This is a genomic window from Modestobacter italicus (assembly GCF_019799965.1).
Taxonomy (GTDB): Bacteria; Actinomycetota; Actinomycetes; order Mycobacteriales; family Geodermatophilaceae; genus Modestobacter; species Modestobacter italicus_A.
In genome coordinates this window covers 12,044-24,373 of sequence record NZ_JABGCJ010000007.1, presented here as the reverse complement: position 1 = coordinate 24,373, position 12,330 = coordinate 12,044, and the positions used below count along the sequence as shown (strand labels likewise).

The 12,330-nt window shown below is 74.3% G+C and carries 10 protein-coding genes and 1 pseudogene; 5 read left to right on the top strand and 6 right to left on the bottom strand.

What is annotated here, in order from left to right; translation table 11 throughout:
- Window positions 1–21 precede the first annotated feature (21 nt).
- Window positions 22–429, top strand: a complete 408-nt coding sequence (locus HLA93_RS16620; protein WP_222195547.1) for a RidA family protein — start codon at window positions 22–24, stop codon at window positions 427–429.
- Between the two features lie 43 nt (window positions 430–472).
- On the opposite strand, the gene HLA93_RS16615 is transcribed toward HLA93_RS16620, so the two are convergent.
- On the bottom strand, window positions 473–1,504 hold the full coding sequence (locus tag HLA93_RS16615; RefSeq protein WP_222195546.1) for an aldo/keto reductase: 1,032 nt from the start codon (window positions 1,502–1,504) through the stop codon (window positions 473–475).
- Between the two features lie 87 nt (window positions 1,505–1,591).
- Between HLA93_RS16615 and HLA93_RS16610 the strand changes: the two genes are divergently transcribed.
- Window positions 1,592–2,155 carry a TetR/AcrR family transcriptional regulator gene (locus tag HLA93_RS16610; RefSeq protein ID WP_222195545.1) on the top strand — a complete coding sequence of 188 codons (564 nt, stop codon included), beginning with the start codon at window positions 1,592–1,594 and terminating at the stop codon, window positions 2,153–2,155.
- Between the two features lie 253 nt (window positions 2,156–2,408).
- Here the strand turns inward: HLA93_RS16610 and HLA93_RS16605 are convergent, their stop codons facing one another.
- Window positions 2,409–3,308 carry a DMT family transporter gene (locus tag HLA93_RS16605; RefSeq protein ID WP_222195544.1) on the bottom strand — a complete coding sequence of 300 codons (900 nt, stop codon included), beginning with the start codon at window positions 3,306–3,308 and terminating at the stop codon, window positions 2,409–2,411.
- 66 nt (window positions 3,309–3,374) lie between these two features.
- Between HLA93_RS16605 and pdxR the strand changes: the two are divergent.
- A pseudogene (pdxR, locus tag HLA93_RS16600) lies at window positions 3,375–4,757 on the top strand (MocR-like pyridoxine biosynthesis transcription factor PdxR); the annotation flags it as partial.
- Between the two features lie 20 nt (window positions 4,758–4,777).
- Here pdxR and HLA93_RS22110 read toward each other — a convergent pair.
- From HLA93_RS22110 to HLA93_RS16580, 4 genes are read right to left on the bottom strand one after another with little or no spacing between them, the layout of a single operon-like run.
- Window positions 4,778–5,434: an SRPBCC family protein gene (locus HLA93_RS22110; RefSeq protein ID WP_222195543.1), complete on the bottom strand. Its 657-nt coding sequence runs from the start codon at window positions 5,432–5,434 to the stop codon at window positions 4,778–4,780.
- Entirely contained in the window at window positions 5,431–7,848 is a 2,418-nt protein-coding gene (cutA, locus tag HLA93_RS16590) for an aerobic carbon-monoxide dehydrogenase large subunit (protein WP_222195542.1), read from the bottom strand. Before cutA ends, HLA93_RS22110 begins: the two co-directional genes overlap by 4 nt.
- The gene (locus tag HLA93_RS16585; RefSeq protein ID WP_222195541.1) at window positions 7,845–8,396 is read right to left on the bottom strand and encodes a (2Fe-2S)-binding protein; all 552 of its coding nucleotides are present in this window, start codon (window positions 8,394–8,396) and stop codon (window positions 7,845–7,847) included. The genes cutA and HLA93_RS16585 overlap by 4 nt, the downstream gene beginning before the upstream one ends.
- Window positions 8,393–9,274 (bottom strand): FAD binding domain-containing protein, encoded by an 882-nt coding sequence (locus tag HLA93_RS16580; RefSeq protein WP_222195540.1) that lies wholly within the window; start codon window positions 9,272–9,274, stop codon window positions 8,393–8,395. The genes HLA93_RS16585 and HLA93_RS16580 overlap by 4 nt, the downstream gene beginning before the upstream one ends.
- Window positions 9,275–9,439: 165 nt before the next feature.
- Here HLA93_RS16580 and HLA93_RS16575 point away from each other — a divergent pair, with 165 nt between their 5' ends.
- Entirely contained in the window at window positions 9,440–10,909 is a 1,470-nt protein-coding gene (locus HLA93_RS16575) for an FdrA family protein (protein ID WP_222195539.1), read from the top strand.
- A complete protein-coding gene (locus tag HLA93_RS16570) occupies window positions 10,906–12,318 on the top strand; it encodes a DUF1116 domain-containing protein (RefSeq protein WP_222195538.1) in 1,413 nt (470 codons plus the stop codon). The genes HLA93_RS16575 and HLA93_RS16570 overlap by 4 nt, the downstream gene beginning before the upstream one ends.
- Window positions 12,319–12,330 lie beyond the last annotated feature (12 nt).

Genomic DNA, 12,330 nt, shown 5'->3' with positions numbered 1-12,330 from the left:
GTCCGTGAAGGAGGAGTCAGCATGTCCATCACCCTGGTGAACCCCGCAGGCCTGCCGACGACCGACATGTACCACCAGGTCTCGGTGGCGACCGGCTCGCGGCTGGTGTTCGTCGCCGGCCAGGTCGCCGTCGACGCCGCCGGCGAGAAGGTGGGCGTCGGTGACTTCGCCGCCCAGGTCGAGCAGGCCTATCTCAACGCGAGCACCGCGCTGGCCGAGGTCGGCGCCACCTTCGCCGACGTCACGAAGCTGACCCTCTACGTCGTCGACTGGACGCTGGACAAGATGCCCGCCTTCCTCGACGGGGTGGCTCGGGCGGCGGCGAAGCTGGGCGTCACCCCGGCCGCGCCCGGGTCGATGATCGGGGTGTCGGTGCTGTTCGACCCCGACTTCCTGGTCGAGCTCGAGGTCACCGCCGTCCTCGACTGACCGATCCCGGGCCGGCGGGGTCGCCGGCCCGGGCGCGGGACCGCTACCGGCGGCGGGCGGCCGGGGTCAGCGCGGGCGTGGTCCACATGTTGTCGCCGACGTTGATCGTGTGGCCGGGCGGGACGATCGCGTCGATCCGGTCGAGGACGTCGTCCGACAGCTCGACGCCGTCGGCGGCCAGGTAGGACTCCAGGTGGTCCATCGTGCGCGGCCCGACGATCGCCGAGGTCACCGCCGGGTGCCGGACGACGAACCCGATGGCCAGCTGCACCAGCGTCAGCCCGGCCTCGTCGGCGAGCGCGCCCAGGGCGTCGGCGGCGTCGAGCTTGGCGGCGTTGGCCGGGTTCGCGGCGTCGTAGACGCCGGGGAACCGCTGGGCGCGGCCGACCGAGCCCGGCCCGCTGACCTCCTGGCCCTTCCGGTACTTGCCGGACAGCCAGCCGCCGGCCAGCGGGCTGTAGCTGAGCACGCCCATCCCGTACCGCTGGGCCGTGGGCAGGACGTCGACCTCGACGGCGCGGGTGAGGATCGAGTACGGCGGCTGCTCGGTGCGGAACCGCTCGCGGCCCCGGCGCTCGGCGGTCCACTGCGCCTCGACTATCTCCGAGGCCGGCACCGTCGAGGCGCCGAAGGCGCGGATCTTGCCGGCGTGCACCAGGTCGGAGAGTGCGCCCAGCGCCTCGTCGACGTCGGTGTTCGGGTCGAGGCGGTGCAGCTGGTAGAGGTCGATCCGGTCGGTGCCGAGGCGGCGCAGCGAGTTCTCCACCGCCTCGGTGATCCAGCGCCGGGACATGCCGCGCTGGTTGGGGTCCTGGCCGAACGGCAGGCCGACCTTGGTGGCGAGGACGACGCCGTCGCGCCGTCCGCCGGCCAGCGCCTTGCCGACGACGGTCTCGGACTCGCCGCCGGAGTAGACGTCGGCGGTGTCGATGAACGTGATGCCGGCGGCGAGGGCGCGGTGCACGATCCGCACGCCCTCGTCGTGGTCGGGGTTGCCGACGGCGCCGAACATCATCGCGCCGAGGCAGAGCTGGCTGACGGACATGCCGGTCCGGCCCAGGGGTCGCTGTTCCACGGTGTGCTCCTCGCGGTGGGTACGATCTGCCCGAAGTGGACAGCCTGTCCACCTACCGTACCGGATAACCTGTCCACTTAGGGAGTCATGTCCGACGAGACGTCTCGACCGCCCGCCCGGCGGGCCGATGCCGAGCGCAACCGCGACAAGGTCCTCCAGGCAGCCCGCGCCGGGTTCGCCGAGAAGGGCGCTCCGCTGTCGATGGCCGAGATCGCCCGCCGCGCCGGCGTCGGGATGGCCACGCTGTACCGGAACTTCCCCGCGCGGCGGGACCTCCTCGAGGCGCTCTACCGCGACCAGGTCGACGACGTGGTCGCGGCTGCCGCACCGACCGGTGACGGCGCGCCCGGGGCCGCGCTGATCAGCTGGCTGCACCGGTTCGCCGCCTTCTTCGCCAGCAAGCATCACCTCGCCGTCGAACTGCTCGCCCAGGAGGAGGGCCCCGGCCCGGTGCTCGACCGCAGCCGGGAGCGGGTCATCGCCGCCGGCCGGCCGCTGCTCGCCGCAGCCCAGGACGCCGGTGAGGTGCGCGCGGACCTGTCGATCGAGCAGGTGCTGGACATGGTCATCGCCGTCTGCGCCATCCACGGCGACCTCGACTACTCCCGGCCGATCCTGGCCACCGCGCTCGACGGCCTGCGCGTCAGCTGACGACCCGCTGCAGGGCCCGGGTGGCCGATGAGGGTGGGCCCCGGGCAGCACCGACTCGTCGTGCCCCAGCTGCCGAGCCGACGATGCGCATCTCCAGGTCGCCCGGGTCGTCAGCCTCCGGGCTCGGCGGCTGAGCCGTCGGAGCGGGTGCGCTCGTGGTGCTGATCCGCAACTTCCTCGGTCGGCGGCTCCCCGCGCTGCACCGGCGCTGTGGGGTCCACGGCGTCCCGGCAGGGCCGAGGTCCGCGGTAGGTCAACGTGATCGGGCGCCCACGCCCAGGCCCAGGCCCAGGCCGGCGCCGACCACAGCGATGCCCAGCCACACGAGGAGCCCAGGCCTGGGCGCCCCCATCGCCACGCCGACCCCGGCGGCGGCGACGGGGGCGACGCCGGTCAGCAGGCCGGCGCGAGCGGTGCCCAGCCGGCCGACGGCGGAGTACCAGAGCACGAAGGCGACGGCGGTCATCCCGACCGCCAGGTAACCGACCGCGACGAGCTCGCCGCCGGTCAGCTCGGCGGCCGCCGTCGGTCCCTCGATGGCGAGCCCGAGCGCGCCGAACACCACAGCGGCGAGCCAGGTGGTGTGCACCGAGACGCCCCACGCGCCGTGCCTGGCCAGCAGTGGGACGGCGAGCAGCGTGAACCCGGCCTCGCAGGCCAGGACGACGAACGCCCAGGCCAACCCGGTGGCGCAACTGCGGCCCAGGCCCTGCACCAGCCCGGCGCCGACAGTGACCACCGCGGCCGCCAGCAGCACCCGCGCCTCGGGACGCCGTCCGGTCATCAGCGGCCCCACCACTGCGAGCACGATCGGCACGCTGGCCACGGCCACCCCGAGCACGGCCGGCTCGGCGTGCTCCGACCCACGCACGAGCGCGACGTTGAACAGCACCATCCCCGCGCCGACGACGCCCAGCAACCACGCCCACTCCGCGCCGTGTGGCCGGTGCACCGACCGTCCGGCCAGCCGGGCGAAGCCGACCAGGACCAGGCAGGCGGCGGCGTACCGGATCGACTGGGCGGTGAACAGCGGCGCGTCGGAGAGGACGGCGGAGATCGCCACACTGCCGCCGACGAATCCCATCGCGGTCGCCCCGGTGAGGACGGCGGACGCGGCCGACTGTTGTGGGGGCGCTTCCACGCTGGTCGTCATGGCTGCCATGCTGCTGACCTGCTGGTCCACCGTGGAGGGCCAATTGCCGTTGTCGGGAGTGGACCAATGCGCGGCGCCGACTTCCTCCAGCTCGACCCGGCGGACGCGCCGGCGCGCGGCCTGACCGACTGGTTGACCACTGAGGTGCGGGCGGCGGTGCTGGACGGCCGCCTGGCGGCGGGCGACCGGCTGCCGGCCACCCGCGCACTGGCCGGTGACCTGGGCATCGCCCGCGGGGTGGTGGTCGAGGCGTACCAGCGGCTGGTGGACGAGGGGCTGGTGGCGGCCCGGACCGGGTCGGGGACCGCCGTCCTGCCCCGGCCGGTCGCTGCACCCCCGCGTCCCGCGGTCACGACGCCGGCCGGGCCGGTGCGGCTACCGCTGCCGACGAACCGGCCGGCGGCCGAAGGCGAGATCGACCTGTCGCCGGGGGTGCCCGACCTGGCGGCGTTCCCGCGGGCGGCCTGGCTGCGGGCCGAGCGGGCGGTGCTGCGGGACGCGTCGGCGGCGGACCTGGGCTACGGCGACCCGCGGGGGAGCGCCCGGCTGCGCGGCGAGCTGGCCGGCTGGCTCGGCCGGACCCGGGGGCTGCAGGTCGCGCCGGATCAGGTCCTGGTGGTGTCCGGGGTGGCGCAGGCGCTGGCGCTGCTGGCCCAGACGCTGCGGTCGCGGGGCGCGGAGACGGTCGGCGTGGAGGACCCGGGGTCACGCGGTGCCCGGGAGGAGTTCGCCCACTGGGGGCTGCGGCCGGTCGGTGTCCCGGTGGACGCCGACGGCCTGGTCGTCGCGGCGATGCCGGCCCTGCCGGCGGTGATGGTGACGCCGGCGCACCAGTTCCCGACCGGGGTGGTGCTGTCGCCGGGGCGCCGGCGCGTGCTGCTGGGCTGGGCCCGGGACGGCGGCGGGCTGGTGATCGAGGACGACTACGACGCCGAGCACCGCTACGACCGGGCGCCGGTGCCGGCGTTGCAGCCCTCGGCGCCGGAGCACGTGGCGCACACCGGGAGCACGTCCAAGACGCTGGCTCCGGGGATGCGGCTGGGCTGGCTGGTGGCGCCGTCGTCCTTCGACGCCGACCTGGTGGCGGCGAAGCACGCGAGCGACCTGGGCAGCCCGGCGCTGCCGCAGCTGGTGCTGGCGGAGCTGCTGCGGTCAGGCGAGCACGACCGACACCTCCGGCTGGTGCGTGGCCGGCAGCGCGCACGGCGGGACGCGCTGGTGACTGCGCTGGCCCAGCACCTGCCTCAGGCGCGGGTGACCGGCGTGGCGGCCGGGCTGCACGTGCTCATCACGTTCCCCGGCTCGGACGCCGACGACGTCCAGCTCGCGGACGCCGTCCGGGACGCCGGGGTCGTCGTGCACCCGCTGTCCTGGCACCGGCTGACCCCCGGCGACCCCGGCCTCGTCCTCGGCTACGCCGCCAACGCCCCCGACCGCCTCCGCACCGCCGTCGAGCGGCTGGCCTCCGCTCAGCCGCGGCGGCCGAGGAGGTGGCCGATCCAGACGCCGAGCAGGGTGAGCAGTCCGCCGCCGGCGGCACCGACCAGCAGGGGCCGTGCCTCGGCGGGCACCCAACCCCCTGCTGAGGACGGGGCCTTGGCGTAGGTCACCGGTGCGGCGACAGCAGCAGACGGTTCCGCGGAACCGCCCTGGGCGACGGGGAGGGCCACCACCTCGGCGACGACGTTGGGCTCGGACAGCTCCTTGTCCACCGCGGAGAAGAACTGCCCGGCCATCTTCTTCGCGACGCCGGTGATCATCCGCTGCCCCACACCCGCGACCGCGCCACCGACCACGGCGTCCGCCGAGTACGTCAGCTCCGTGCCGTCACCGGAGGGCGCCAGGTTGATCTGCACGGTGGCCCGCACAGACCCCGGCCCACCCGAGCCGGACGCGTGCATGACGTAGGACTTCGGGAACGACAGGTCGGACAGCCGAACCTCGCCCGCGTACTTCCCGCGGATCGCGCCCACCCCGGCCGAGACGACCATCGTGTAGCTGTCCTCGCCGACCTGCTGCAGCGACTCGCAGCCCGGGATCGTCCGCGCCAGCACCGCCGGGTCGGTGATCACCGCCCAGACCTGCTCCGGTGCCGCCGAGAGGACCGCACTGCCGTCGAGGTTCACGCCATCGCTCCAGAGTCGTGGGGGGAAGTGTTGATCACGCGCTCGGCGTCCGAGCGCACCAGGTCGTACAGCTCGGTGGGGGAGACCGGCATCGCCGCGATCCGCCGTCCCACCGCGTCCTCGATCGCCGAGGCGATCGCCGCGGACCCGGGGATGACACCGGCCTCGCCGGCGCCCTTGATGCCCAGCTCGTTCAGCGGGGACGGCGTCGACTGGTGGTCGATGTCCACGTCGGGCACCTCGGAGGCGTACGGCATCAGGAAGTCCATGAACGAGGCGTTGGTCAGCTGCCCGTCGCGGTCGTAGGCCATCCGCTCGTACAGCGCCCCGCCCACGCCCTGCGCGACACCGCCGTGCACCTGCCCCTCGACGATCATCGGGTTGATGATCGTGCCGCAGTCGTGCACCACCGCGTACTGCTCGATCGCGATCTCCCACGTCGCCGGGTCGATCTCCACGACCACGGCGTGCGCACCGGAGGCGAAGGTCGAGCGCAGCGGGGAGTAGTAGTCGGTGTGCTCCAGCCCCGGCGCGTCCCCGACCGCCACCGGCGGCTTCGAGTCGTCGCCCGGCCCGGCGAACTGGGTCGCCTGCCGCGCCGCCTCGTCGAAGGCGTACCGCAGCGGGTTGGACAGCACGGCGACCGTGCGCAGCGGGATCGAGGCGCCCGGCGTCCCCTTCACCTGGACCAGGCCCTCGTCGATCTCCAGGTCCGCCGGGTCGGCCTCCAGCACCTCGGCGGCGATCCGCAGCGCCTTCTCCCGCACGCCCCTCGCCGCCAGCGCGACGGCGTTGCCGCTGACCACCGCGGCCCGGGAGGCGAACGTCCCGACCGCGTACCCGAAGCGCCGGGTGTCACCGGTGGTCACCTCGACGTCCTCGAGCGGGACGCCGAGCTCCGCGGCCGCGAGCTGGGCGAACACCGTCTCGTGCCCCTGGCCCTGCGAGGTCAGCCCGGTGGAGACCAGCACCTTGCCGCTGCCCAGCACCTGCACGTGCGCGCCCTCGTACGGCCCCGGCCCGGTGCCCTCGACGTAGGGCGCCATCCCGATGCCCAGCAGCTTCCCGCGCGCCTCGGCCGCGGCCCGCCGCTCGGCGAACCCGTCCCAGTCGACCAGCGTCTTCAGCTTGGCCATCATCGCCGGGTAGTCGCCCGAGTCGTAGACCAGCGGCCGGCCGTCCTGGAACGTCAGACCCCAGTCGTAGGGGAACTGGTCGGGCTGGATCAGGTTCCGCTCCCGGACCAGCGCCCGGTCGATGCCGCGCTCCTGGGCGATCCGGTCCATCGTGCGTTCCATCGCGAAGCAGCCCTGCGGCCGCCCGGCACCGCGGTACGGCGTGACGACGACGGTGTTCGTGTACACGCTGTTCACGACCGCCCGGTAGACCGGGATGTCGTAGGGCCCGAGCAGCTGGGTGGCCGTGTTGATCGGCACGATGATCCCGTAGGGCGTGTACGCGCCGTTGTCGTGCCAGACCAGGACGTCGAGGGCGGTGATCCGCCCGTCGTCGTCGTACCCGACCCGGATCTCCTGGCGCTGCTGCCGCTCGTGCGCGCTGGAGACGAAGTGCTCGCGGCGGTCCTCGGTCCACTTCACCTCGTGGCCCAGCAGCCGCGCGGCCATCGGCACGAGCAGCTCCTCCGGCCACGGGTGCACGATCTTCACGCCGAACCCACCGCCGACGTCGGGCGCGATGACCTCGACCTTCTCCAGCGACAGCTCGAGCTTGGCCGCGATCGCCGCGCGCACCGAGGTCGACGCCTGGGTGGAGGAGTAGACCCGCAGCGAGGAGTCGGCGTCGTCCCAGCGGGCGTGCACGCCCTTGCCCTCCATCGGCATGGAGGCGCTGCGCTCGAAGTACTGGGTGAAGGAGAGCGTGTGCGCACTGGCGGCCAGCGCGGCCTCGACGTCGCCGGTCTCCTGGTGGTGCCGGGCGGCGATGTTGTCCGGGACGTCGTCGTGCACGGTGTGCACCGCCGCCTCGGCCGCGTCGACGCCCACCACCACCGGCAGCTCCTCGTAGCTGACCTCGATCAGCGCGGCGGCGTCCTCGGCGACGTACCGGTCGGTGGCCACCACCATCACGATCGGCTCGCCCACGTGCTGGGCGACGTCGCGCACCAGCGGGTAGCCGGTGCGCGGCGCGGTGAGCTGCGGGTGCGGGATGAGCACCGGCAGCGGCTCGGCCATCGGGCCGGTGAGGTCCTCGTAGGTGTAGATCGCCAGCAGGCCCTCGACGTCCATCGCGGCGCTGACGTCGATGTCGAGCACCCGGGCGTGCGCGTACGGGCTGCGGACGAACGCCGCCGCGTACGCGCCGGGCCCGATGTCGTCGAGGTAGCGGCCCTGCCCGACGATCAGCCGCGCGTCCTCCCGACGGCGGACCGGCTCCCCGAAGAACTTCGTCGTCACCGGGTCGCCTCCTCGTCCTGAGGGGCCGGAGTCGCGACTTTGGCCCCTTCTCGCATGGTGGCGGCTGCGTGGCGGCAGGCCTTCTTGATGTTGGCGTAACCGGTGCAGCGGCACAGGTTGCCGCCGACCAGCTCGTCGACCTCCTCGTCGGTGATCTCCACCGACGGGTCGCGGGCGTCCAGGCCGGCGGCGATCGTGGTCAGGAAGCCCGGCGTGCAGAACCCGCACTGCAGCGCATGGCACTCCCGGAACGCCTCCTGGATCGGGTGCAGCACCTGCCCGCCCTGGTGGTCCGACCGCGACAGCCCCTCGACCGTGGTGATCTCGTGCCCGTCCATCTGCACGGCGAGCACCAGGCAGGAGCGGGTCGGCTGCCCGTCGACCAGCACGGTGCACGAGCCGCAGACGCCGTGCTCGCAGCCCACGTGCGTGCCGGTCAGCCCGAACCCGTGCCGCAGCGCGTCCGACAGCAGCCAGCGCACCGGCACGGTCGCTTCACGTGGAACACCGTTGACGACGACGGAGATGGTCCGCTCCATGTCGGTCATGCCGCCTCCATCCGGGTCAGGGCCTCCGCGCCGGCGTCGGCCAGCGTGCGGGCGGTGAGCGTCGCGACCAGCAACCGCCGGTAGTCCGCACTGGCGTGCAGGTCGCCGTCCGGGTCGACCAGGCCGCGGGCCAGCTCGCCGGCCGCCGTCCAGTCGGCGCTGTCGACCGGCTGACCGATCACGGCGTCGGTCAGGTCGTGCACCTCGGGCACCAGCCCGACGGAGAGGTACGCCGCCCGGGCGGAGCTGACCCGCCGGTCGGCGTCCAGGGTGACGACGACGCCCGCGCCGCAGACCGCGTAGTCGCCCTTGCGTCGGGCGATCTCGGCGAAGGCGGTGCCCGAGCGGGCCGGGAGTGCGGGGAAGAAGGCGTCGAGGACGACGGCGGGCCCGTGCACCGAGGTCTCCAGCGGACCGAGGAAGAACTCGCCCCAGCCGACCGCCTCCCGCCCGCCGGGGGTGGCGACCGTGACCGAGCCACCGGTCAGCGCCAGCACCGCGGTCATCTCCCCGGACGGGTCGGCGTGCGCGATCGAGCCCACCGTCGTCCCGCGGTTGCGGATCGCCGGGTGCGCGACGTTCGCCGTCGCCCGGCCCAGCAGCGGCTGGACGCCGGCCGCCTCGGCCGAGGCCAGCAGCTCGGCGTGCCGCACCAGTGCCCCCACCCGAACGCCGTCCGGGCCGGCGGTGATCCCGCTCAGGCCGGGGATTCGGTTGATGTCGACCAGGGTGGCCGGCGCGGCCAGCCGCATCGAGAGGAGCGGGATCAGCGACTGCCCGCCGGCGAGCACCTTCGCGCCCTCCCCCTCGGCGGCGAGGACGTCGAGCGCCTCCTCGACCGAGACGGGGTCGGCATAGCTGAACGGAGCGGGCTTCACCGGGTGCGGGTCACCTCCGAGCATCGGCCGCCGGCGGCGGGAAGGCTCGACTCTGTCACCGCGATCGGCGCTCCGGAAGTACCTCAGTGCTAAATCTTCGTGACGCGGTTCGGGGCGCGAAAGTCCTTCACCGCTAAGAGGATTTCTCCGGTAGCGTCCGCGAGGGTGAGCAGCGACCACGGCCTCCGGCACGTCTCCCTGCGCAGTGGCGTCTACGCCGACTCGGTCCGGTTGATGCAGGTCAGCCGCGAGATCGGCGACCGGCCCGGCGTGCACGCCGTGGTCGTCGCGATGGCCACGCCGCTCAACCTCGAGCTCGCCGCCGGCATGGGCCTGGCCCCGGACGGCGAGGCGAAGCCCGACCAGCTGCTCATCGCGCTGCGGGCCGCCGACGACGCCGAGCTGGCCGCCGCGGTCGCCGCCGTCGACGCCGCGCTGGCCGCCCGTGCCGAGCGGGGCGAGGCCCAGACCATCCCTGCCCGCACCATCGGTGCCGGGCTCGACGGGGCCGCCGACCCGGCGCTGGCGATCGTCAGCGTCCCGGGGCAGTACGCCGTCGCCGAGGCCGCCGACGCGATCGCCGCCGGCCGGTCGGTGCTGGTCTTCAGCGACGGCGTCCCGGTCGAGCACGAGGTGGCCCTCAAGCGCGCCGCGCACGAGGCCGGCGTGCTGGTGATGGGCCCGGACTGCGGAACGGCGATCGTCTCCGGCCTCACCCTCGGCTTCGCCAACGTCGTCCGCCGCGGCCCGGTCGGCCTGGTCGCGGCGAGCGGCACCGGCGCGCAGCAGGTCAGCTGCCTGCTCGACGCGGCCGGGGTCGGCGTCTCGCACGTCCTCGGCGTCGGCGGCCGCGACCTCTCCGAGGCCGTCGGCGGGCTGGCCACCCTCGACGCGCTCGCCGCCCTGGACGCCGACCCGGCCACCGAGCGGGTGCTCCTGGTCTCCAAGCCCCCGGCGCCCTCGGTGGCCGCCCGGGTGCAGGAGGTCGCGGCCGGGCTGTCCGTCCCGGTCCGCTCCGCGGCGCTCAGCGCCGAGCAGCCCGACCTCACCGCCGCCGTCGAGGTACTCCTGGCCGACCTGGGCGTCGCCGTCCCGCAGTGGCCCTCCCGCCCGGGGACGGCGGACGCGGTGCCCGCCGGGGCGGTGCTCAAGGGCTTCTACTCCGGTGGCACCCTCGCCGACGAGGCGATGCTGATCGCCGCCCCGGTGCTCGGTGACGTCCGGTCCAACACCCCGCTGCGGCCGGAGCTCGACCTCGGCACCGACCTGCGCGCGACCGGGCACCTGGTCGTCGACTTCGGCGACGACGCCCTCACCGTGGGCCGCGCGCACCCGATGATCGACCCGACCCTGCGGCTGGAGGCGATCGCCGGGCTGGCGGAGAGCGGTGAGCCCGCCGTCCTGCTCCTCGACGTCGTCCTCGGTCACGGTGCCGACCCCGACCCGGCGGCGAGCCTGGTGCCCGCGCTGCGGGCGGCCGGCCTGCCGGCCGTCGTCGCGCTGGTCGGCACCGAGGCCGACCCGCAGGGCTGGTCGCGGCAGGCCGACGCGCTCGCCGAGGCCGGCGCCGCGGTCTTCGCCTCCAACGCAGCCGCCGTCCGCTACGCCCTCGCGCTGATGGGAGACCAGGCATGACCGAGCCGCTCGGTGGACTGCTGTCCGCCCCGCCGTCCATCGTCGCCGCGGGCGTCGAGGTGTTCTCCGCCGCGCTGCGCCAGCAGGGCGCCGGCGTCACCGACGTCGACTGGCGCCCGCCGGGCTTCGGCAGCGCCGACGACCTCACCCAGCTCGCGCTCGACCCGCGCCGTGCCGCCGCCAACCGGGTCGCCGTCGAGCGGGTGCTCGCCGCCGGCTCCGTGCTCGTCGACGTCCGCCCGGCCCGGGAGGTGCTCGACCTGCCCGACCGGATGCTGCTGCACTCCGGCCCGCCGCTGACCTGGGAGACCGCCTCCGGCCCGATGCGCGGCGCGCTGATCGGCGCCTGCCTGTTCGAAGGCTGGGCGACCGACGTCGAGGACGCCGAGCGCATCCTCGCCGCCGGGGAGGTCGCCCTCGACCCCTGCCACCACCACCGCACCGTCGGGCCGATGGCCGGGGTGACCAGCCCGTCGATGTGGATGTGGTGCCTGGAGGACCCGGCGGGCGGCGGTCAGGCCTGGTGCAACCTCAACGAGGGCCTGGGCAAGGTGCTGCGGATGGGCGCCTTCAACGACGAGGTGCTCACCCGGCTGCGGTGGATGCGCGACGTGCTCGGCCCGGTGCTGCAACAGGCGGTCCGCAGCCGCCCGGAGCCGCTGGACGTCAAGGCGATCCTCGCCCAGATGCTGCAGATGGGCGACGAGGGGCACAACCGCAACCGCGCCGGTTCGCTGATGGCGCTGCGCGAGCTCTCGCCGTCCGTCGTGGCCGTCGACGCACCGTCGGCCGACATCGCCGAGGTGCTGCGCTTCATCGGCGGCAACGAGCACTTCTACCTCAACCTCGGCATGCCCACCGCCAAGCTCGCGATGGACGCCGCCCGTGACGTCTCCGGCTCGACGATGGTCACCGTGATGTCGCGCAACGGCACCGAGTTCGGCATCCAGACCGCCGGTACCGGCGACCGCTGGTTCACCGCCCCGGCCAACACCCCGGTCGGCCTGTTCCTCGGCGACTACGGCCCGGACGACGCCAACCCCGACATCGGCGACTCGGCGATCATGGAGACCTACGGCGTCGGCGGGTTCTCCATGGCCGCTGCCCCGGCGATCGTCCGGTTCGTCGGCGGCACCGTGCCCGATGCCCTGGCGACCACCGAGCGGATGTACCAGCTCACCCTGGCCGAGAACCCGGCGATGCAGATCCCGATCATGGGGTTCCGCGGCTCTCCGACCGGCATCGACGTCCTCCAGGTGGCCCGCACCGGCTGGCTGCCGCAGATCAACACCGGCATGGCCGGTCGGGTCGCGGGCACCGGCCAGGTCGGCGCCGGGCTGGTGCAGCCGCCGCAGGCCTGCTTCGAGCAGGCGCTGGCTGCGCTGGCCGAGGAGTCCCGCGCCGCCTGATCCTTGGTGATG

Excerpts from the sequence above, each read along its gene's own strand:
- HLA93_RS16620 (WP_222195547.1), top strand. The coding sequence starts at position 22 with ATGTCCATCACCCTGGTGAACCCCGCAGGCCTGCCGACGACCGACATG.
- HLA93_RS16610 (WP_222195545.1), top strand. The coding sequence starts at position 1,592 with ATGTCCGACGAGACGTCTCGACCGCCCGCCCGGCGGGCCGATGCCGAG.
- HLA93_RS16605 (WP_222195544.1), bottom strand. The coding sequence starts at position 3,308 with ATGACGACCAGCGTGGAAGCGCCCCCACAACAGTCGGCCGCGTCCGCC.
- HLA93_RS16585 (WP_222195541.1), bottom strand. The coding sequence starts at position 8,396 with ATGACCGACATGGAGCGGACCATCTCCGTCGTCGTCAACGGTGTTCCA.
- HLA93_RS16570 (WP_222195538.1), top strand. The coding sequence starts at position 10,906 with ATGACCGAGCCGCTCGGTGGACTGCTGTCCGCCCCGCCGTCCATCGTC.